The following is a 20,351-nucleotide window of genomic DNA, read 5'->3' on the forward strand; positions in this document are numbered from 1 at the left end:
CGGCGCGGTGGATCCTCGGATCTTCCGCGCCGCCCTTCTTTCCACGGAGGAACATGTCTGAATCTCTGACCATCACTGCGAGCTCCGTCGACCCCGGACTGCTCGCGCTGCCCTGGTCGACGCCCCTGTCGGACTGGTCGAGCTCAGACATCGTCTACCTCCCCAAGGGCATCTCCCGCCACCTCGTGCGATTCGCGACCCTCTCCGGACGCGTGATCGCGGTGAAAGAGACCACCGCCGAGATGGCGCGTCGCGAGTACGACATGCTCGGCAACCTCGCGAAGCTCGATGTGCCGTGCGTGGAGCGCTTCGCCGTCATCGGCGGGCGAGCGGATGCGGACGGCAACCCGCTCCCGGCGGCACTCGTCACCGCGCACCTCAAGTTCTCGCTCCCCTACCGCGCGCTCTTCACTCAGGTACTTCGCCCGAACACCGCCGCCCGACTCGTCGATGCGCTCGCGGTGCTCCTCGTCCGGCTGCACAACGTCGGATTCTTCTGGGGCGACGTCTCCCTCTCCAACACCCTCTTCCGCCGCGACGCCGGAGCGTTCGCCGCGTACCTCGTCGACGCCGAAACAGGCGAGCTGCACGACCGCGGCCTCACGCGCGGGCAGCGCGAGCACGACCTCGACATCGCCCGCATCAACATCGCCGGCGAGATCATGGACCTCGAGGCGGGCGGGCGGCTCGAGGGCGGCGTCAACGCCCTCGAGGTTGCCGACGGCATCGTCTCGTCGTACTACTCGCTTTGGAAGGCCCTCACCGATCAGGAGACGTTCTCGGTCGACGAGTCGTGGCGCATCACCGAACGCGTGCAGCGTCTGAACACGCTGGGCTTCGATATCGGCGAGATGTCGATGGAGACCGCACCGGACGGCACGCGCGTGTCGATCCAGCCGAAGGTCGTCGACGCCGGCCACCATCAGCGCCGTCTGCTGCGCCTGACCGGTCTCGACGTGGAGGAGAACCAGGCCCGGCGTCTGCTTAACGACCTCGACGAGTTCCGGGCCCGGATCTCCCGCATCGGGTCGGATGAGGAGATGGTCGCGCACGAGTGGCTGACGCGCGTGTTCGAGCCGGTCGTGAAGGCGATCCCCTACGACCTGCGCGCGAAGCTCGAGCCCGCCGAGGTGTTCCACCAGGTGCTCGAACACCGCTGGTACATGTCGCAGGCACGGGGCCGTGCCGTGCCGCTCGCCGAGGTGCTGACGAGTTACATCGACGACGTGCTGCGCCACCGTCGCGACGAGGCGACCGTCATGGGACCCACGACCGAGACCATGACGATTCCCGTGCTGACCACAGCATCCGATGACGACGTCACGAGCGACGACGTCGACGAAGAGATCGACTGGCGCGACCTCGTCTGACGGCAGACCGGCATCACCGCGGCCCTCCCGCGGGACCCCACCAGAAGGTCCCGCGAGAGGGCCTCGGCGTCAGTAGCCGACGGCGAAGTTCTCGCGCGAGTGGCGGGGGTTCTCGATCTCATCGAGCACGGCGACCGCGAGGTCGGCCCCCGAGATGAAGGACTCGCCCTCCGCGTCCACGACGAGCGCCTCGCCGCCGTCGCGGTACGACCCGGTGCGCTCCCCCGGTGCCCACGCGCCGAAGCCGCCGGCCGGGTGCACGTAGAACCAGTCGCGGCCCGAAGTGTCGGCCTGCAGGTCCTCGAGGATGTCGACAGCCTCGCGGGCCTCGGGCTTGAACTCATCGGCGAAATCATCGGTGTCGATGAGGCGCGGTCCGCCTTCCGCGACGCGGCTTCCGCCCGCGCCGCCGACGACGCCGATCCGCACGTCATCCGGAAGCACCGATTTCAGCTGCGCCATCGCGGGGCGCACGAGCCCGAGCATGTCGCCGCGCGCGGCGACGGCCGACACGAGCACATCGACGCCCTGCAGTTCGGTGACGAGGCTCGGCACATCGAGCAGTGTGCCCTCGATGTAGGTCGCGTGCGGCACGCGCTCGGCCGGCACCGTGCGCGCGACCGAGAGCACCGTGTGACCGCGCTGCACCGCCTCCGCGACGATGTGGCTACCGGCGTAGCCCGTTCCTCCGAGAACAACGATGCGGGTCATGATGTGCTCCTTCGGTCAGTCGTTGAGCGACGCGCGGAGCGTCGACACCTGGTACAGGGCGACGGATGCCGCGATGCCGGCGTTCAGCGATTCGGTCGCCCCGGAGATCGGGATCGACACGATCTGGTCGCAGGTCTCGGTGACCAGGCGCGACAGCCCCTTGCCCTCGGAGCCGACGACGATCACGACGGGTCGGTCGGCGAGCTTCAGAGCGGGCAGCGACACATCGCCGCCCCCGTCCAGGCCCAGCACGAACACACCCTGCTTCTTCAGGTCCTTCAGCGTCGCGGTCAGGTTCACGGCCATCGCGACGGGCGTACGGGCCGCCGCACCGGCGCTCGTCTTCCACGCGGCCGAGTTGACGCCGGCGCTCCGCCGCTGAGGGATCAGCACGCCGTGACCGCCGAACGCGGCCGTCGAGCGGATGATCGCACCGAGGTTGCGGGGATCGGTGACGCCGTCGAGAGCCACGAGCAGCGGCACTTCGTTGCGGTCGATGATCTGCTCGAGCAGGTCCTGCGGGTGCGCGTACTCGTACGGCGGCACCTTGAGCGCGACGCCCTGGTGCACGCCGTCGAAGCCGGCCATGCGGTCGAGCTCGGGGCGCGTGACCTCGAGCACCGGGATGCCGCGGTTCGTCGCGATCGACAGCATCTCTTTGACGCGGTCGTCCATCTCCACGCGCTGCGCGATGTAGAACGCGGTCGCGGGGATCTTGGTGCGGAGCGCCTCGAGCACCGAGTTGCGGCCGGTGACCGTCTCGGTGTCGTCGGCCTGCTTCGACCGGCCGCCGCGGGCGAGGCCGCCCGAGGGGCGGGGACCCGACGATGACGGCCGCCCGCCGGCCGCGGTGAAGCGCTCCTGCGCCGCCTTCCGCTTGCCCGCGGGGTGCCACGCACGGTCCTCCGCCTTGGGGGTCGGGCCGCGTCCTTCGAGGGAACGCTTGTTCTTGCCGCCCGTGCCCTTGGTGGGGCCCTTCTTGCCTTTTCCGGCGCCGGGGCGCCCTGGCTTATTTGCCATCGATACTCCAATGAGTTCCGTCCGGAGTGTCCTCCAGAGTGATTCCCGCAGCGGCGATCGCGTCTCTGACGCGGTCGGCTGCGGCCCAGTCCTTCGCGGCGCGCGCATCGGCGCGCTGCGTGATCATCGTCTGCACGAGGGTGTCGAGCGCGGTGGCCGACGGACCCGCGGATGCGGTCTGCCACCGTTCGCTGCGAGGGTTGAGCGCGAGGATGTCGAGCATGGCCGCCACGGCATCGGCCGCGCCCGCGATCTCGGTCGGGTCGGTGCCCGCATCCAGTGCCGTGTTCCCCGAGCGCACGTGCTCGTGGATCACCCCGATCGCGCGGGGCACGTTGAGGTCGTCGTCCATCGCGGCGACGAACTCGTGCGGCAAATCGGTCGCCGGGACGCGGTCGGCGTCGAGTACCCGTGCCGCCCGCTCCTGGAACGAGCGGATGCGGTCGAGCGCAGCATCCGCTTCGTCGAACGCCTTCTCCGAGATGTCGAGGCTCGACCGGTAGTGGGCGGCGCCCAGGGCGTAACGGACCACGAGCGGGTCGCGGACGGCGAGGGCGTCGGTCGCGAGCACGAAATTGCCCAGGGACTTCGACATCTTCTGACCGTCGACCGTCACCAGGCCGTTGTGCACCCAGTACCGCGCGAACGAGTCGCCTGCCGCGGTGGACTGCGCGAGCTCGTTCTCGTGATGGGGGAAGCGCAGATCGAGGCCGCCGCCGTGGATGTCGAACTCGCCGCCGAGATAGCGCCGCGACATCGCGGAGCACTCGATGTGCCATCCCGGTCGCCCGGCGCCCCACGGCGCGGTCCAGACCGCATCCGCCGGTTCTCCGGGTTTCGCTCCCTTCCAGAGGGCGAAATCGTGCGGGTCGCGTTTGCCGCGGGGGTCTGCATCCGCCGCCGGCTCCATCGCGTCCAACGACTGATGGGTGAGCGCGCCGTAGGACGCCCACGAGCGCACGTCGAAGTACACGTCACCGGAGCCGTCGGGCGCCGCATACGCGTGCCCGCGCTCGATCAGCGCATCGATGAGCTCGATCATCTGCGGGATGGACCCCGTCGCGCGAGGCTCGTAGGTCGGCGCGTCGATGCCGATCGCGGTGTAGGCGTGCGAGAACTCGAGCTCCATGCGGTACGCGAGGGCCCACCACGGTTCGTCGACCGTGGCGTTCGCGAGCACCTTGTCGTCGATGTCGGTCACGTTCCGCACGAACGTCACGCGGCCGAAGCGGTGGGCGAGCCAGCGACGCAGCAGGTCGAAGCTCAGCGCCGCGCGAAGGTGCCCGATGTGGGGCCCGGACTGCACGGTCGGGCCGCAGACGTACATCGTCACGTTCGCGGGATCGGTCGGCTCGAAGTCGCGCAGCGTCTGCGCTTGGGTGTCGTAGAGCCGAACCATCACGATCCCAGCCTACCGGCGGCCCCCGTCACGCCATCGTCATGAAGTGACGATAGAAATGAGGGATGCTGCCCGTGCTCGCCGTCGTCGCTGCGGCCGTGCTGTTCGGCACGACCGGCACCGCGCAGGCACTCGGCCCCGATTCGACCACCCCGCTCGGGGTCGGAGCCGCGCGACTGCTCATCGGCGGGACCGGCCTGGCCATCCTCGGACTGCTCCTCGGACGGCGCCATCAGCGGCGTGAGGATGCACCCCGGAACCCGCGACTCTCCCGCCGAGCGGTCCTTCTGATGGCCGTGACCGGTGTCTGCCTCGCGGCGTACCAGCCACTGTTCTTCCTCGGCACGGCGCGGTCGGGCGTCGCCGTCGGCACCGTGATCGCCCTCGGATCGGCGCCGGTGCTCGCGGGACTCATCGAATGGGCTCGCACGCGCCGCATCCCGCGTCGGTCATGGGCGGTGGCGACCACCCTCTCCACGGCAGGAGTGGCGCTGCTCGCCGCGGCGGGCGGGGGTGCGGCGGGCGTCGATGCCCTCGGCATCCTCGGCTCGGTCGGGGCGGGTGCCTCGTTCGCGGTCTTCGCGAACGCCCAGCGGCAACTGCTCGATGACGGCTGGGACCCGTTCACCGTCGCGGGGGCGATGGGGCTCGGCTCGGCCGCATCCGCGCTGTTCATGCTGCCGTTCACGTCGTTGGAGTGGCTGGCCGAACCCGCCGGGGCGGCGATGGCGCTGTGGCTGGGTCTCGCGACGATCGCCGTCGCGTACACGCTCTTCACCTGGGGCCTCGAACGACTGACGGCGGCCACCGCCGCCACGCTCACCCTCGCGGAGCCGCTCACCGCGGCACTCCTCGGGATCGCCGTGCTCGGCGAACAGCTCGCGCCCCTCGCCGTGGTCGGGCTCATCGTGCTCGCCTCGGGCCTCGGAATTCTCACCTGGGGAGCGCGCGGCCGGCGCGAACCCCGACCGTTCGCGCTGGAGGGCTGACCCATGATCGATATCCGCGTGAGCGACCCGCGCACCTCGCCGGAGCGCGAACTCGTGATCGCGCACCTGGCGGGCATGCACGACTCGTCGCCGCCGGAGAGCGTGCACGCCCTCGGGATCGACGCGCTCGCGGGCCCCGGCCTCACGTTGTGGTCTGCGTGGGATGGTGCGGAGCTCGCCGGCATCGGTGCGCTGAAGGTGTTCGAGGAGGACCGCGGCGAGCTGAAGTCGATGCGCGTCGCGGATGCGTTCCTCGGCCGCGGCATCGGGCGCCTGATGCTCCGACACATCGTCGCGGACGCGCAGTCGCGGGGTCTGGCGAGTCTCTGGCTCGAGACGGGCAGCACGCCCGAGTTCGTTCCCGCGGCGGCGCTCTACCGCAGCGAGGGGTTCGTGCCCTGCGCCCCGTTCGCGGACTACACCGACGACCCGTTCTCGCTCTACTTCACGCGCGCGCTCTGACCCTCCCCCGCGCGCGCCGTCCGCGCCATCCGCCTCCGGACCATCCGCGAGACGGGATCTTCGCGCCGAGACGGAGGGGTAACCCCACTGTTTCGGCGCGCAGATCCCGTTTCGCGGTCGTAAGGTGCGCGGGCGCCGCGACACAATCAGCGGGGCGCGGCGAGCGCGGGCGGCGGGCGGCGCGGCGGAGCCGGCGGCGGAGCCGACGGGGCGTCAGGGGGCGGGGATGAGGAGGGCCACGGCGACGGCCGACACGCCCTCGGCGCGGCCGGTGAAGCCCAGGCCGTCGGTCGTCGTCGCCGATACCGACACCGGTGCGCCACCGAGCGCTGCGGAGAGCACCTGTTCGGCTTCGGCACGCCGGGGAGCGAACCGCGGGCGAGCCGCCTGCACCTGCACCGAGACGTTCGCGATGCTCCAGCCTGCCTCGCCGATGAGCGCGTGCGTGCGGGCGAGGAACGCGTCGGCGTGCGCCCCGGCGTACTCGGGTCGGTCCGTGCCGAAGTGCGTCCCGATGTCGCCGAGGCCCGCCGCAGCGAGGAGCGCGTCGACGATCGCGTGCGCGATGGCGTCGCCATCCGAGTGTCCCGACAGGGCGGCCTCTCCGGGCCAGCGGAGACCCGCGAGCCACAGCTCCCCCGCGTCGGAGAACGCGTGCACGTCGGTACCCACGCCCACGCGCGGCACGGCGGCCGGGCGCTCCAGCGTGACCGGAGCGGTGAGCGGATGCGGCGCCGGAGGCGAAGCCACGAGGGAACGAGCGCGCTCGAGGTCGGTCGGCGTCGTGATCTTGAACGCCAGCGGATCGCCCTCGACGGTGGCGACCCGGTGTCCGGCGGCGGCGACGAGTGCCGCATCGTCGGTGAACTCGGCGTCCGCCACCGCGTACGCCGACTCGAGGATGTCGCGGTGGAACCCCTGCGGGGTCTGTGCCGCGCCGAGCTCGGCACGGTCTACGACACCGACGATCTCGCCGCCGTCGACGCGCTTGATCGTGTCGATCACCGGCAGCACCGGGACGGCTCCCCATCCGGTTTCGCGGATGGCGTCGATCACGCGGGTGAACTGCTCCGGCGGCGTCAAGGCGCGGGCAGCATCGTGCACGAGAACGATCTCGACGTCTGCCCACACACCGGCGAGCCCCGCGCGCACAGACTTCTGCCGGGTGTCGCCCCCGGTCACCACCGAGATCAGATCCCGCCGGTCGCCGGCGGCTGCGTAGGCGTCGGTGAGCGCCTCGCCTTCGCGTCCGCGCGGCACGACCACGACGACCTGCGCGTTGCCGAGACCCGCGAAAACGCCGTCGAGGCTATGGCGCAGGATGCTATGGGTGTCGAGCCCGACGAACGCCTTGGGCAGGCGTTCGCCAAGCCGGGTGCCAGAGCCCCCGGCGACGACGATGACGGCGACGCGCGGGACGGGCGCGATCATGACGGTGTCAGCGGATCAGCTGGCGAGGACCTCGTCGAGGAGGGTGCTGGCCTTCTCCTCGTCGGTCTTCTCTGCGAGCGCGAGTTCGGAGACGAGAATCTGCTTCGCCTTCGCGAGCATGCGCTTCTCGCCGGCCGAGAGGCCGCGATCCTGATCGCGGCGCCAGAGGTCGCGCACGACCTCGCTGACCTTGATCACGTCACCCGACGCCAGCTTCTCGAGGTTCGCCTTGTAACGACGGGACCAGTTGGTGGGCTCTTCGGTGAAGGGGGCACGCAGCACCTCGAACACCCGCTCGAGACCGTCCTTGCCGATCACGTCGCGCACACCGACCAGGTCGACATTGTCTGCCGGTACCTCGATCACCAGATCGCCCTGGGTGACGTTGAGTTTCAAGTACTTCTTGGTCTCGCCCTTGATGACGCGTTCCTTGACCTCGATAATCGTCGCGGCCCCGTGGTGGGGATAGACGACCGTTTCGCCAACCTCAAAAAGCATGGAGTTATGTCCTTTCGGCAGCCCCTAGGATACCACAGGGCATTGTGCGCTAAGGTTCGCTCCCGCAGCCCGGAGGGGCCGGGCGCCGCCTGACACCGCGCCGGAATTGCTCGAAGCGGCGCGGCCACGCCGACCCCGTAGAATGCTCACGAAGCCGTCTGCTCTCTGGAGGAACTGTGAAAACGCGCCTAATCGCGTCCATCGCCCTGGGCGCTGCCGTCGTCCTCGGAACGAGCGGATGCGCGATGCTCGCCCCGCAGAGCACGACGATCCAGTACTCCGCGTCCGACGGCATCAACGTGCCGGCCGGCAGTGGCCCCGTCGCCGTGCGGAACGCGCTCATCGTCGCGAACGAAGACGGCACCGAGGGCAACCTCGTCGCCGCGATCGTGAACCCGGGCGACAGCCCCGAGGTGCTGAACATCCAGGTCGGCGAGGGAAGCTCCGCCATCCCGCTGACCGTGCGGATGCCGGCCGCAACGACCAAGAGCCTCGGCGACGGCGAGACCGACCCGCTGCTGATCGAAGACCTCGACGCCGTTCCGGGCTCGACGGTCTCCCTGTACTTCCAGTCGGGCGACAGCGAGGGCGTCCGCATCGACGTTCCCGTCCTCGACGGTTCGCTCGACTACCTGGCGCCGCTCGCTCCCTGAGCCGCACCGAACGAGAAGAGGGCATCCCGATCGGGATGCCCTCTTCTCGTTTCAGACCGTCACGCCTCGAAGCGGTACCCGAGACCCCGAACGGTGACGAGCATCACCGGGTCGCCGGGGTTCTGCTCGATCCGTGAGCGGATGCGTTTGATGTGCACGTCGAGGGTCTTCGTGTCACCGAAGTAGTCCGTGCCCCACACGCGGTCGATCAGCTGGCCGCGGGTCAGCACGCGACCGGCGTTGCGCATCAGCACCTCGAGGAGCTCGAACTCCTTCAGGGGCATGTTGATCTCGGCATTGTCGACCGAGACCGTGTGCCGGTCGATGTCGAGCACGACCCGGCCGCCCGCGAGCACACGCTCGTCGAGGTCCGCTTCCACCTGCGCGAAACGGCGCAGCACCGCCCGCATCCGCGCCAGAAGCTCCCGGGTCGAATAGGGCTTCGTGACGTAGTCGTCGGCACCGAGTTCGAGTCCGACGACGATGTCCACCTCGCTGTCCTTCGCCGTGAGCATGATGACCGGCACGGCCGAGGAAGCGCGGATCTGGCGGCAGACCTCGGTGCCCGGCATCCCCGGCAGCATCAGATCGAGCAGTACGATGTCGGCACCCCGCTCCCGGAACGCGGTGAGGGCGGTGGGTCCGTCCTCGGCGATCTCGACCTCGAATCCTTCCCGCCGCAGCAGGTAGGCGAGCGGGTCGGCCAGGTCGGGTTCGTCCTCGACAATCAAGACTCGGGTCATTCGGTGACTCCGTTCATCGGTTCAGCGTTGATCTGTGCAGGGGCAGAAGATATGGGGGCAGAAGATGCGGGCGCGGGCATCGCGTCGGCGCCGGAGGCCTTCTTGGCCTTCTTGGCTCGACGCTTGGGACGCGCATCCTTGACGTTATCGAGCGGAGCGGGCGCGGCGGCGATCGGGAGCTGGATCGTGAAGGTCGAACCCCGCCCCACCTTCGACCAGATCCGCACCTCTCCCCCGTGCCGCTGCACGGCGTGCTTGACGATCGCCAGGCCGAGCCCGGTGCCGCCGGTGCGGCGGGACCGCGCCTGATCGGAGCGATAGAAACGCTCGAACACGCGCTGCTGATCTTCTTCGGAGATCCCGATCCCGCGGTCGGTGACGGTGATCTCCACCGCGTTGTGCACCTGCTTGACCCCGATGCCGACGCTGGAAGCGCGCGGCGAGTACGCGATGGCGTTCGCCACCAGGTTGCCGACCGCCTCGGTCAGGATCTGCTGGTCGCCGCGCACGTACAGGCCGCGCGCGCCGCCGCGAACCAAGGTGACGCCCGACGAGTCCGCCGCCAGCCCGTGCGCCTCGATCGCGGAGGTCACGACCGCATCGATCGAGATGTCGCGCACCTCGGCGAGCTCATCGGCGGACTGTAGGCGCGAGAGGTTCATGACACGCGAGGTCAGAGAGCCGAGGCGAGCGGCCTCCGCGTTCAACCGCGCCGCGAAGATCCGCACCTGCGCGGGGTCGTCGGCAGCCGACTCGATCGCCTCCGACAGCAGGCTGATCGCGCCGACCGGGGTCTTCAGCTCGTGGGACGTGTTCGCAACGAAGTCGCGACGCATCTGCTCGACGCGCTCCCGCTCGGTGATGTCGCGGATGACGAGCAGCACGAGCCGGGGCGAGAGCACCGTCGCCCGCGCGGAGACGAGCCGGGGTTCGGCCGGCGTCGCCGCCCGGCGAAGCGTCAGACTCGCGCTCCCCATGCCGCCGCCGGCGCGCACCGAACGGGCGAGTTCGCGCAGCCGGTCATCGGGCAGCACTTCGCCGATCGCCATCCCGAACGCCTCACCACTGGCCGACGACGCACGCACGGTGCCGGATGCATCCACCACCACCGCGCTGTCATCCATCGCCGCGAGAACGTCGCTGACACCGTCGGGAACGGCCTCCGAGTTTCGCGCCACCGCGCGATCGCGGGCACGGAATGCCACCACGATCAGGATCGACACCGCCGCCCCGATCAGAGCACCGAGGAGCAGTGCCAGCAGCGCGAGCTGCGAGGAGTTCATGGCTCCAGCGTAAATGGATGATGAACCTGGACCGTTCAAGCCCCGGGTCTGCAGGCCCCACCCAGGTACTATTCACTCCTGGGGCACCGTTCGTTAACCTTCGGCAGCGACAATCGCGAAGGTTGCGGCCACGTGCTGCTCATCGACCCCAGGAAGGTGCCCGTCCATGCGCGAGGTATTCCAGCAGTCTCTCGACGAAGTGCGCGTGCGCCTCGTCGAGATCTCCGAGCTCGTCACCGAGGCCATCGAGAAAGCGACCACCGCGTTCGGTACGAGCGATGTCGCGCTCGCGGAGGAGGTCATCGAGAATGACAACGTGATCGACGAGAAGGCCATCGCCCTCGACGAGCTCGCGATCGACATCCTCGCCCGCCAGCAGCCGGTCGCGAGCGACCTGCGGACGGTCGTCTCGGCGCTCCGGATCAGCGCGTCGCTCGAGCGGATGGGTGACATCGCCGAGCACATCGCTCAGCTCACCCGCATGCGCTTCCCCGACCGCGCCATCCCGCGCGGCCTGAAGAGCACGTTCACGAAGATGGGCCAGATCGACGTCGAGCTCGCCCGGCAGCTCACCGAGCTGCTGCGCACCCGCGACCTCGAGCTCGCGGAAGAGATCCGCAACGCCGACGACCGCCTCGACGAACTCCACGTCAGCGTCTTCGAGAAGGTGCTCAGCGACAGCTGGCAGGGCGAGACATCGCAGACGGTCGACGCCACCCTCGCGAGCCGGTACCACGAGCGCTTCGGTGACCACGCGGTGTCGGTGGCGAAGAAGATCGTGTACCTCGCCACGGGCGACTGGGCACCGGTCAACGCCGACGAGGCCTGAGCGCCTCGCACAGAACGAAGAAGAGGGGCGGATGCAGCTGCATCCGCCCCTCTTCTTTCGTTCGAGTTACTTGCTGCCCTGGTTCGCGACCGCGGCCGCACCGGCCGCGGCGGCCTCGGGGTCGAGGTACTCGCCCGGGCCGAGCGGCACGAGGTTCTCGTCGAGGCGGTAGACGAGCGGAATGCCCGTCGGGATGTTCAGCTCGGCGATGTCGTCGTCGCTAATGCCCTCGAGGTGCTTCACGAGTCCGCGCAGCGAGTTGCCGTGGGCGGCCACGAGAACGGTCTTCCCGGCCGTGAGGTCGGGCACGATCGCGTCGTCCCAGTACGGGAGCAGTCGGTCGATCACGAGCTTGAGCGACTCGGTGCGGGGAACGTCGCCGTCGATCCCGACGTAGCGCGGGTCGCCGATCTGGCTGTACTCCGACGCGTCGTCGAGCTCGGGCGGCGGCACGTCGAACGAACGGCGCCACAGCATGAACTGCTCCTGGCCGAACTCGGCGAGGGTCTCGGCCTTGTCCTTGCCCTGCAGGGCGCCGTAGTGGCGCTCGTTGAGTCGCCACGAGCGGGTCACCGGGATCCACAGGCGGTCGGCGGCGTCGAGCGCGATGTTCGCGGTCTGGATCGCCCGGCTGAGGAGCGAGGTGTGCACGACGTCCGGCAGCAGGCCGGCCTCGGCGAGAAGCTCGCCACCGCGCTGGGCTTCGGCTTTGCCCTGCTCGGTCAGGCGCACGTCGACCCAGCCGGTGAACAGGTTCAGCTCGTTCCACTGGCTCTGGCCGTGGCGGAGCAGGATCAGGGTATGAGGGGTGGTCATGCCTTCATGATATCGACCGGCTCTTCACTCGCGCTGGCATCATGGCCGTATGAACTCGGTGCCGCTCGGACGCGTGACACGCGGCACCACCGGCACGAACCGGCTCCGCCGGATCGATCGCTGGATCGCTCGCCATCCGGTCCTCCGCCGGGCCGAACGCGAGCCGCTCGTCGTCGATCTCGGGTACGGCGCGAGCGGGGTGACGGCGCTCGAGCTCGAGGCGCGGCTGCACACGACCCGCCCGGACGTCACGGTGCTCGGACTCGAGATCGCGCCGGAGCGCGTCGCCACCGCGACGGCGCAGCTCGCGCAGGTGCGGGCGGGCGCGTCTCCCTTCCGCCCGGACGCGCGCGTGGCGTTCGCGCGCGGCGGCTTCGAGGTCCCGGCGTCGCGGCGGCCGGTCGTCATCCGCGCGTTCAATGTGCTCCGCCAGTACGACGAGACCGAGGTCACCGCCGCGTGGGAGCGGATGGCGGCTCGGCTCGCGCCCGGCGGCATCCTGGTCGAGGGCACCTGCAACGAGGTCGGGCGGGTGGCGACCTGGGTCGAGGTGGGCGCGGACGCCCTCCCCCGGACGCTCACGGTGTCGCTCCGGCTCGCCGACCTGGAGTCGCCGCTGATCGCCGCCGAACGCCTGCCGAAAGCGCTGATCCACCGCAATGTGCCTGGCGAGCAGGTGCACGACTTCTTGCGGACGCTCGACCGCGAGTGGGAGCGCGCCGCGGCGCTCGGGGCGTTCGGCCCGGTCCAACGCTGGCGCGGGGCGATGCAGGCGATGGCGGATGCGGGCTGGCCGCTGCGTCAGCGCTCTCGGTGGCGACTCGGCGAGATCACGGTGCCCTGGGATCGGGTCGCACCGACCCCGTGATACCGGCGCATCGCCTCACAGGCGGGGAATGGCCGCGCGTGCATCGTCGTCGCCGACACCGCAGGCGGTCAGCAGGTCGACCGTGAGCGGACGCATCGCGACCAGGAGGTTGTTCTCGCCGGTCGTCGCATCGGTCAGCATCTCGGCCGGGTCCAGGTGCGCGGCGATCGCGCGGACGCCCTCTCGCGCCACCGACTCCTGCCCGATGTCTTCGAGCGACTCTCCGACGAGCGCGAGACCGCGCCCGAGGCCCGCGAGCACGTCGGCCGACACCGGGCGGGGCACGCCGTCGTCGAGAAGGTACGCCGCCCGCCGCCCGATCACGCGAAGGTTCCGGACGGCGAGGTCGGTCGCGGTGAGCACCCGTCGGTAGCGATCCAGCTCGCTCCGCCGCCGGCGCAGGAACGGCGAGATCCGGGCGACGGCGGATGCGGAATCCAGCGACTCCTGCCACGCGCGGACGAGCGGGTCGAGCGCGCGCGCCTTCTCCAACCCGCGGTCGGCTCGAGCCCGATCACCGCTGCGCAGCCCCTGCACGATCGCGTTGATGGCCGCATCCGCCCCGGCGAACAGTGCACGCGCGTCGCGCAGCAACTCGGCACGGGGATTTCGGGGAATCAGCGCGGTCACGAGCAGCGCCGCGATCCCGCCGATCGCGCCGTCCACCAGTCGATCCCACGCGGCGTCCGTGCTGGCGAGAGGGAAGAGCAGGACGATCAAGCCCTGGATGGCCGCCGCGATCGCGAAACTCGCCTGCGGAGAGAACACCCGGGCCAAGAACAGCACGACGGCGAGCGTGACCGCGAGTTGCCACCATCCGGGACCGATCGCCCACAGCAGAAGCTCGGCGACGAGAATGCCGAGCAGCATGCCGGCCACGGTCTCCGCCACGCGCCGCGGGCGGGCGTCGCGGACGAGTCCGAGGCTCGAGACGGCGACGGTTCCGGCCAGCACGGGCGAGGCGTGGCCCAGCACGAAGTGGGCGAAGGCGAAGGCGCCCGCCGACGCGACGACGATCTGGGCGATCGCGGGCCAGGATTCGGCGGCGCGGACCAGACGCGGCCGCGGATCCAGGCGGTCCCGCACTCGCAGCGGGACGGCGCGGGTGTCCGGCGTCGGCTCCTCCACCGCGGTCAAACGCGGCGGGACAGGCGCGTCAGACGCGGGATGGCCGCCGTCGCGCCGGCATCCGCCGGAACGATCGGAGTGGCCGACGCGGTGATGTCGCCGCCCTCGGTGACGACGATGAGGGTGCCGTCGGTTGCGGCGGACCGCTTCACCACGGCCAGCGCGATGGGGCCGTCCTCGTGGTGACGGGCGACCGAGGTGATGCGGCCGACCTCGGTGTCGCCGACGCGAACGACGTCACCGCGTCGCGGCAGCAGATCGTCGCTGCCGTCGAGGTCGAGTGCCACGATGCGACGGGGAGGATGCCCGAGGTTGTGCACCTTCGCGACGGTCTCCTGACCGCGATAGCACCCCTTGTCGAGGTGCACCGCCGTGCGCATCCAGTCCACCTCGTGCGGGATGGTGCGCTCGTCGACCTCAGTGGCCCACCCGGGCCGCCAGGCCGCGACACGCAGCGCATCGACCGCGAGCGCACCCGCGAGGGTGAGACCGCCGACCGCGGCCGCATCCACCAATCGCTGCGCTTCGTCGCCGTCGACGAGCAGTTCGGACCAGCGGCGCTCGGCACCCGGATGACCGTCGACCGGCGCGTATCCGATGCCGCCCGGCCCGATCTCGGGCCACGGGTCGCGCCACGCGAGCGGCACACCGTTCGGCGCGGCGGGCGTCACGTTCGAGAGACCCGCCTCGGTCACCCCGATCACCGTGAGTTCATCGCTCGCGTCGCGAGGGGCGACGCGGAGGCGGAACCGCATCCGCATCAGCCACGCCAGCAGCGCGTCGGCATCGCCACGATCGACGATGAGCCACGTCGTCTCACCGTCGTCGAGCACCGCCGCGGCGTGCTCGACGCGGCCCTGCGGGTCGAGGATGAGGAGTTCGGTGGCGCGTCCCGGTTCGAGCGCCGTGAGCGCCTGCGAGCTGACGGAGTCCAACCAGGAGAGGCGGTCCTCGCCCGCGACCGCCAGCACGCGCCGATCGGCGCGGGGTGCGACGGCGGTGCCCGCCACCAGCCGACGCTGTTCGATCACGGGTTGGCCGGTGTGCTGCAGCACGCCGTCATCGACGACGGCCCCCGGCACGAGACCCAGATCGAGCGCCATCAGGAGGCCTTCGCGAGTCGAGCGGATGCGTGCGACGCGAGTTCGGCGCCGAGGGCGGCGATGTCCCACGCCCACAGCAGATGGCCGTCGACCAGACCGTACATGCGCGTCGCGGCCGTGTACTCCTTGGCGCTCGCGGAGCGGACGACCGCATCCGTCGCCAGGTCGATGCGCGGCCCGCGGATCTGCCCGAGGTAGAGCTCGCTGACGCCGTCGGCGTGCACGATCGCCGCTTCGATCTCGAAGCCGCCCTCCGCGGTGCGGAGCGCTTCGACGTCGTCGGCCGTACGCTGCGGCGCCGTGCCCCGCCCGGGAAGAAGTGCGGGTCCGGCGTCGGCGTCGGTCGCGGGTCGGACGAGTCGCCAGAAGCCGACTTCGGACACCAGCGGAACGCGACGATCGCCGTCTTCGACCCACGCGGATGCGGAGTAGTTCATCGCGTCGCCACCGTCGTGACTGAAACTCACTCGCTGCGAGAACTCGCCAGTGAAGCGTTCATCGCCCGCGGTGTAATCGATGACACCGCTGCCTTCCCACACTCCGAGCAACCAGGAGAGGGGCCCGAGGTCGGCGGGCAGGTCTGTCGGAATCTCAATCACGGGCTCAGCGCTGGCCGCGGTAGAGGTTCTTGATCACGACTCCGGAGACGAACACGATCGCGAGCGACGCGAGGGCCAGCAGACCCACGAAGAAGAGTTCGAGAGCGACGAGGTCCATGCTCACACTCTAGACCGTGCCGACCCCGGCCGGCGCGGCGTTACGCGATCGCCGTCGCGAGCGCGCCGAGTCCGAACGCCGCACTGATGACGCCGAGGATGAGGAGCGCGCCGAGCGTGCTGATCGCGACCCGCTGGATGAAGCGCTGCGCCCGACCGTAGAAGAGCTGCACGGTGAACGCGAGGATGAGGCAGAGGCCGAGCGTCAACGCCATCCACACCGCTCGTCCCTCCTCCGGGACGGCGACGGCCACGGCGATACCCGCGACGAGAGCCACGATCCAGACGCCGGCGATGCCGCCGATCGACCGACGCGGCACGAGTTCCGGGGTGGACATACGATCATTCTCACTCACCCGTGGCGCTCGCGCACGCACCCCGCCGCGCGCCGTGGGGTCGGCGTGACGCGCGCCACCCCATAAGATGAGGCCCACACCGCCGACCTCGCCCGGGAGGGTCCTTTTGGCACAGCTTCTCGTTCTGAGCTCCGCTGGTGGCGCGCCCGCGCTGCCGGCGCTCGAACTGTTGAGCCACCGTGTCCGGCAGATTCCCGCCGAGCCCGCGCAGCTCGTGAACGCCCCGAGCGCCGACATCATCTTCGTCGACGCCCGCCACGACCTCGTCGGCGCGAAGTCGCTGTGCAAGATCCTCACCACGACCGGCGCCGACGCTCCCCTTCTTCTGATCGTCACGGAGGGCGGCCTCACCGCCGTCTCCACCGACTGGGGCGTCGACGACGTCATCCTCGTCACCGCCGGTCCGGCGGAGGTCGACGCCCGCATCCGACTCGCCGTCGGACGCATGTCGAAGGAGCAGGTTTCCACCCGCATCCAGACCTCCGGCATCACGATCGACGAGTCCTCGTACTCCGCGAAGGTGCACGGCAAGCCGCTCGACCTCACGTACAAGGAGTTCCAACTCCTGCACTTCTTCGCGACTCACCCCTCCCGAGTGTTCACCCGCGAACAGCTGCTCAGCGAGGTATGGGGCTACGACTACTTCGGCGGCACCCGCACGGTCGATGTGCACGTGCGCCGCCTCCGCGCGAAGCTCGGTGACCTCGAGCAGCTCATCGGCACGGTGCGCAACGTCGGCTACCGCTTCAACGTCTACGAGGACGAGCAGATCCCGCCGGCCAAGGAGCGATCGGGCGTCTGACGCGTCGCCGTCCGCGAGGCGGTAGGGGCCGTTCACACGCAGGTCACTTCCCCCTGCAATGATGAGGGGATGATCGCAGACGAGATGCTCGATGCCGGTTTGGGTGACGCGGATGACGACGACTTCGACTCGGGAACGGGCGCGGCCGACGGCGAACTGCCCGAGAACCGCTACCTCGACCGCGAGGTCAGCTGGCTCTCGTTCAACCAGAGGGTGCTCGAACTCGCTGAAGACCCGAATGTCCCCACCCTCGAGCGGGCGAACTTCCTCGCGATCTTCGGCAGCAACCTCGACGAATTCTTCATGGTGCGCGTCGCCGGGCTCAAGCGCCGCATCCTGACCGGCCTCGCTCTGCCGACCAACGTCGGACGCGCGGCGCAAGACGTCCTCGCCGACATCTCCCACGACGCCCACGCGCTCCAGCTGCGGCACGCCCAGGCGTGGCAGAACCTCGTGCGCCCCGCCCTCGCCGACGCCGGTATCGAGGTGCTGGGATGGTCGGAGCTCACCGACGACGACCGCGCGCGGCTCTACGAGTACTTCCAGACCCAGGTGTTCCCGGTGCTCATGCCGCTGGCCGTCGACCCGGCGCATCCGTTCCCGTACATCTCCGGCCTCTCGCTGAATCTCGCGATCCGGGTGCGAAACGCCAAGACCGGACGCCAGGAGTTCGCACGCCTCAAGGTGCCGCCCATGCTCCCCCGGTTCGTGCGCGTCTCGCGCGAGGGCGATCAGGTGCGCTACCTGCCCCTCGAAGAGCTCATCTCCAACAACCTCGGCGATCTGTTCCCCGGGATGGAGATCCTCGACCATCACGCGTTCCGCCTCACCCGCAACGAAGACGTGGCGATCGAAGAGGACGAGACCGAGAACCTCATCCAGGCCCTCGAGGCCGAGCTGCTGCGTCGCCGTTTCGGGCCGCCGATCCGCCTCGAGATCACCGACGACATGGACGACCTGACGCTCGATCTGCTCCTCAAGGAGCTCGACATCACGGATGAGGAGGTCTACCGGCTGCCCGGAACCCTCGACCTCCGCGGCCTGTTCGACCTGTCGCGCATCGATCGCCCCGACCTGCACTACCCCCCGCACGTGCCGACGACGGCGACCGCGTTCCAGCCGGGTGACAACAACGAGCGTCCCGACATCTTCGCCTCCATCCGCAAGGGCGACGTGCTGGTGCACCACCCGTACGAATCCTTCGCGACGAGCGTGCAGGCGTTCCTCGAGCAGGCGGCGAAAGACCCGCACGTGCTCGCGATCAAGCAGACGCTGTACCGCACCTCCGGCGATAGCCCCATCGTGCAGGCGCTCATCGACGCCGCCGAATCGGGCAAGCAGGTGCTGGCGCTCGTGGAGGTCAAGGCGCGCTTCGACGAGGCGAACAACATCGTCTGGGCGCGGAAGCTCGAGAAGGCCGGCGTGCACGTCGTCTACGGCCTGGTCGGTCTGAAGACGCACTGCAAGCTCGCCCTCGTCATCCGCCAGGAGAACGGCGTGCTCCGCAGCTACAGCCACGTCGGAACCGGCAACTACAACCCGAAGACCAGCCGCATCTACGAGGACTTCGGCCTGTTCACGGTCAACCCCGAGGTCGGCAAAGACCTCACCCGCCTATTCAACGAGCTCAGTGGTTACGCGATCGAGAAGAAGTTCAAGCGTCTGCTCGTCGCCCCGTTGCACCTGCGGAAGGGCCTGCTGCGGCTGATCGATCGCGAACGCCGGCACGCCCTCGATGGGCGCCCCGCCGGCATCCGGATCAAGGTCAACTCGATGGTCGACGAGCAGATCATCGACGCGCTGTACCGCGCGAGCCAGGCGGGCGTTCCGGTCGAGGTCTGGGTGCGCGGCATCTGCAGCATCCGTCCCGGCGTGCCCGGCATGAGCGAGAACATCACGGTGCGGTCGATCCTCGGCCGCTACCTCGAGCACTCGCGCATCTTCGCGTTCCAGAACGACGGCGCACCCGATGTGTACATCGGCAGCGCCGACATGATGCACCGCAACCTCGACCGCCGCGTCGAGGCACTCGTGCGCATCGTGGCACCGGCGCAGGTCGCCGAGCTCACCGACCTCTTCTCGCTCGCGATGAGCGACGAGACGAGTTCGTGGTGGCTCGACGGCGACGGGGTGTGGACCCGGCATTCCACGGATGCCGACGGCAAGCCCCTGATCGACATCCAGGACAAGACGATGGCCGCCGTCCAGCGGCGCCGACGTTCGCGGGCGGTGCGATGACGGCGACAGCCGTCTACGCGGCGGGGGGTGTGCTCTGGCGTCAGGTGGACGGAAAGCTGCACATCCTGCTCATCCACCGCACCCAGTACCGCGATGTCACCCTGCCCAAGGGCAAGGTCGACCCCGGCGAGACCCTCGTCGAGACGGCGATCCGCGAGATCTTCGAGGAGACCGGCATCCACGTCGCCCTCGGCCTCCCGGTCGGCGTCTCGCGGTACCACATGCCGAAGGGGCGCGAGAAGATCGTGCACTACTGGTCGGCCGAGGTGACCGAAGACGCTGTCCGGGACTCGAAGTTCGTACCGAACAAGGAGATCGCGGCGCTCGAATGGGTCACCCCCAAGCACGCGCTGTCGTACCTGAGTTATCCCGTCGACGTCGAGATCGTCGAGAACTTCCTGCGGTTCGTCGACGACGGCGTGCTCGAGACGTTCCCGATCATCGTGCTGCGTCACGCGAAAGCGATGTCGCGCACGGACTGGGAGAAGTCGGACGCATCGCGCCCGCTGGCGCGCCGCGGGTTCCGTCAGGCGGCGTCGATCGTCGCGCCGCTCCGCGCCTTCGGGGTACGCCGCATCATCTCGAGCGACGCGGTGCGCTGCGTCTCGACCGTCGAGCCGCTCGCGAAAGCGCTCGGGCGCGTCGTGCGCACGAGCGAGCTGATCAGCCAGGATGCCTGGGAAGAGGGAAAGCACGACTCCCGCACGATCGTCGGCAAGCGCGTGCGCTCGCGCAAGCCCGCGGTCATCTGCAGCCACGGCCCCGTGCTCCCCGACATCATGAACGAGCTCGCGCTGGCGACCGGCACCCTCCGCGGTTCGTACCTGGGCAGCGCGTCGGCCCTCGAGGTGGGTGCGTTCTCGGTGGTGCATCTCTCCCGCACGAACCCGGGTTCGGGGATCGCCGCCATCGAAACGCATCTGCCGAAGGTCTGAC

The 20,351-nt window shown here is 69.7% G+C and carries 21 protein-coding genes; 9 read left to right on the forward strand and 12 right to left on the reverse strand.

Features of this window, described 5'->3' with window-relative positions:
* The first annotated feature begins 53 nt into the window (after positions 1–53).
* Positions 54–1,370, forward strand: coding sequence for a DUF4032 domain-containing protein (locus LMI96_RS11085; RefSeq protein WP_223722976.1), 1,317 nt, complete (start codon positions 54–56; stop codon positions 1,368–1,370).
* Positions 1,371–1,439: 69 nt separating this feature from the next.
* Here the strand turns inward: LMI96_RS11085 and LMI96_RS11090 are convergent, their stop codons facing one another.
* Genes LMI96_RS11090 through cysS form a run of 3 tightly spaced genes read right to left on the reverse strand, consistent with a single transcriptional unit; the run spans position 1,440 to position 4,503 of the window.
* Positions 1,440–2,081 (reverse strand): NAD(P)-dependent oxidoreductase, encoded by a 642-nt coding sequence (locus LMI96_RS11090; RefSeq protein WP_223722975.1) that lies wholly within the window; start codon positions 2,079–2,081, stop codon positions 1,440–1,442.
* A gap of 15 nt (positions 2,082–2,096) precedes the next feature.
* Complete coding sequence (rlmB, locus tag LMI96_RS11095; RefSeq protein WP_228361505.1) at positions 2,097–3,101, reverse strand: 23S rRNA (guanosine(2251)-2'-O)-methyltransferase RlmB; 1,005 nt, start codon at positions 3,099–3,101, stop codon at positions 2,097–2,099.
* Positions 3,091–4,503 carry a cysteine--tRNA ligase gene (gene cysS, locus LMI96_RS11100; protein WP_228361506.1) on the reverse strand — a complete coding sequence of 471 codons (1,413 nt, stop codon included), beginning with the start codon at positions 4,501–4,503 and terminating at the stop codon, positions 3,091–3,093. Before cysS ends, rlmB begins: the two co-directional genes overlap by 11 nt.
* A gap of 62 nt (positions 4,504–4,565) precedes the next feature.
* Between cysS and LMI96_RS11105 the strand changes: the two genes are divergently transcribed.
* Positions 4,566–5,489, forward strand: coding sequence for a DMT family transporter (locus LMI96_RS11105; protein ID WP_228361507.1), 924 nt, complete (start codon positions 4,566–4,568; stop codon positions 5,487–5,489).
* Between the two features lie 3 nt (positions 5,490–5,492).
* Complete coding sequence (locus LMI96_RS11110; protein WP_228361508.1) at positions 5,493–5,951, forward strand: GNAT family N-acetyltransferase; 459 nt, start codon at positions 5,493–5,495, stop codon at positions 5,949–5,951.
* Positions 5,952–6,164: 213 nt separating this feature from the next.
* Here the strand turns inward: LMI96_RS11110 and ispD are convergent, their stop codons facing one another.
* Together ispD and LMI96_RS11120 are read right to left on the reverse strand one after the other, a co-directional pair.
* Positions 6,165–7,382, reverse strand: coding sequence for a 2-C-methyl-D-erythritol 4-phosphate cytidylyltransferase (gene ispD / locus LMI96_RS11115; protein ID WP_228361509.1), 1,218 nt, complete (start codon positions 7,380–7,382; stop codon positions 6,165–6,167).
* Positions 7,383–7,397: 15 nt separating this feature from the next.
* Positions 7,398–7,880 (reverse strand): CarD family transcriptional regulator, encoded by a 483-nt coding sequence (locus LMI96_RS11120; protein WP_047547577.1) that lies wholly within the window; start codon positions 7,878–7,880, stop codon positions 7,398–7,400.
* A 176-nt stretch (positions 7,881–8,056) separates the two neighbouring features.
* Here LMI96_RS11120 and LMI96_RS11125 point away from each other — a divergent pair, with 176 nt between their 5' ends.
* Entirely contained in the window at positions 8,057–8,533 is a 477-nt protein-coding gene (locus LMI96_RS11125; RefSeq protein ID WP_223722969.1) for a DNA modification methylase, read from the forward strand.
* Positions 8,534–8,592: 59 nt separating this feature from the next.
* Here LMI96_RS11125 and LMI96_RS11130 read toward each other — a convergent pair whose 3' ends face one another.
* Positions 8,593–9,276: a response regulator transcription factor gene (locus LMI96_RS11130; protein WP_223722968.1), complete on the reverse strand. Its 684-nt coding sequence runs from the start codon at positions 9,274–9,276 to the stop codon at positions 8,593–8,595.
* Entirely contained in the window at positions 9,273–10,559 is a 1,287-nt protein-coding gene (locus LMI96_RS11135; RefSeq protein WP_228361510.1) for a cell wall metabolism sensor histidine kinase WalK, read from the reverse strand. The genes LMI96_RS11130 and LMI96_RS11135 overlap by 4 nt, the downstream gene beginning before the upstream one ends.
* Before the next feature lie 166 nt (positions 10,560–10,725).
* Here LMI96_RS11135 and phoU point away from each other — a divergent pair, with 166 nt between their 5' ends.
* Positions 10,726–11,388, forward strand: coding sequence for a phosphate signaling complex protein PhoU (phoU, locus tag LMI96_RS11140; RefSeq protein WP_223722966.1), 663 nt, complete (start codon positions 10,726–10,728; stop codon positions 11,386–11,388).
* A gap of 66 nt (positions 11,389–11,454) precedes the next feature.
* On the opposite strand, the gene LMI96_RS11145 is transcribed toward phoU, so the two are convergent.
* Positions 11,455–12,204 (reverse strand): phosphoglyceromutase, encoded by a 750-nt coding sequence (locus LMI96_RS11145; protein WP_223722965.1) that lies wholly within the window; start codon positions 12,202–12,204, stop codon positions 11,455–11,457.
* Between the two features lie 49 nt (positions 12,205–12,253).
* On the opposite strand from LMI96_RS11145, the gene LMI96_RS11150 reads away from it, so the two are divergent.
* Positions 12,254–13,072, forward strand: coding sequence for a class I SAM-dependent methyltransferase (locus tag LMI96_RS11150; RefSeq protein WP_228361511.1), 819 nt, complete (start codon positions 12,254–12,256; stop codon positions 13,070–13,072).
* Positions 13,073–13,087: 15 nt separating this feature from the next.
* Here LMI96_RS11150 and LMI96_RS11155 read toward each other — a convergent pair whose 3' ends face one another.
* The 4 genes from LMI96_RS11155 to LMI96_RS11170 all read right to left on the reverse strand — a co-directional run bounded on the left by LMI96_RS11155 (position 13,088) and on the right by LMI96_RS11170 (position 16,357).
* Positions 13,088–14,200, reverse strand: a complete 1,113-nt coding sequence (locus tag LMI96_RS11155; protein WP_228361512.1) for an aromatic acid exporter family protein — start codon at positions 14,198–14,200, stop codon at positions 13,088–13,090.
* A 5-nt stretch (positions 14,201–14,205) separates the two neighbouring features.
* Complete coding sequence (locus LMI96_RS11160) at positions 14,206–15,303, reverse strand: folate-binding protein YgfZ (protein ID WP_228361513.1); 1,098 nt, start codon at positions 15,301–15,303, stop codon at positions 14,206–14,208.
* Positions 15,303–15,902: an FABP family protein gene (locus LMI96_RS11165; RefSeq protein WP_228361514.1), complete on the reverse strand. Its 600-nt coding sequence runs from the start codon at positions 15,900–15,902 to the stop codon at positions 15,303–15,305. The genes LMI96_RS11160 and LMI96_RS11165 overlap by 1 nt, the downstream gene beginning before the upstream one ends.
* A gap of 158 nt (positions 15,903–16,060) precedes the next feature.
* Positions 16,061–16,357, reverse strand: a complete 297-nt coding sequence (locus LMI96_RS11170) for a hypothetical protein (protein WP_223722960.1) — start codon at positions 16,355–16,357, stop codon at positions 16,061–16,063.
* A gap of 124 nt (positions 16,358–16,481) precedes the next feature.
* Between LMI96_RS11170 and LMI96_RS11175 the strand changes: the two genes are divergently transcribed.
* From LMI96_RS11175 to LMI96_RS11185, 3 genes are all read left to right on the forward strand, one after another.
* Positions 16,482–17,177 (forward strand): response regulator transcription factor, encoded by a 696-nt coding sequence (locus LMI96_RS11175; RefSeq protein ID WP_223722959.1) that lies wholly within the window; start codon positions 16,482–16,484, stop codon positions 17,175–17,177.
* A 69-nt stretch (positions 17,178–17,246) separates the two neighbouring features.
* Positions 17,247–19,415 carry an RNA degradosome polyphosphate kinase gene (locus tag LMI96_RS11180; protein ID WP_223722958.1) on the forward strand — a complete coding sequence of 723 codons (2,169 nt, stop codon included), beginning with the start codon at positions 17,247–17,249 and terminating at the stop codon, positions 19,413–19,415.
* A complete protein-coding gene (locus LMI96_RS11185; RefSeq protein WP_228361515.1) occupies positions 19,412–20,350 on the forward strand; it encodes an NUDIX domain-containing protein in 939 nt (312 codons plus the stop codon). The genes LMI96_RS11180 and LMI96_RS11185 overlap by 4 nt, the downstream gene beginning before the upstream one ends.
* Position 20,351 lies beyond the last annotated feature (1 nt).

It is taken from the genome of Microbacterium sp. cx-59 (genome assembly GCF_020805625.1).
In the GTDB taxonomy this organism is placed as follows: domain Bacteria; phylum Actinomycetota; class Actinomycetes; order Actinomycetales; family Microbacteriaceae; genus Microbacterium.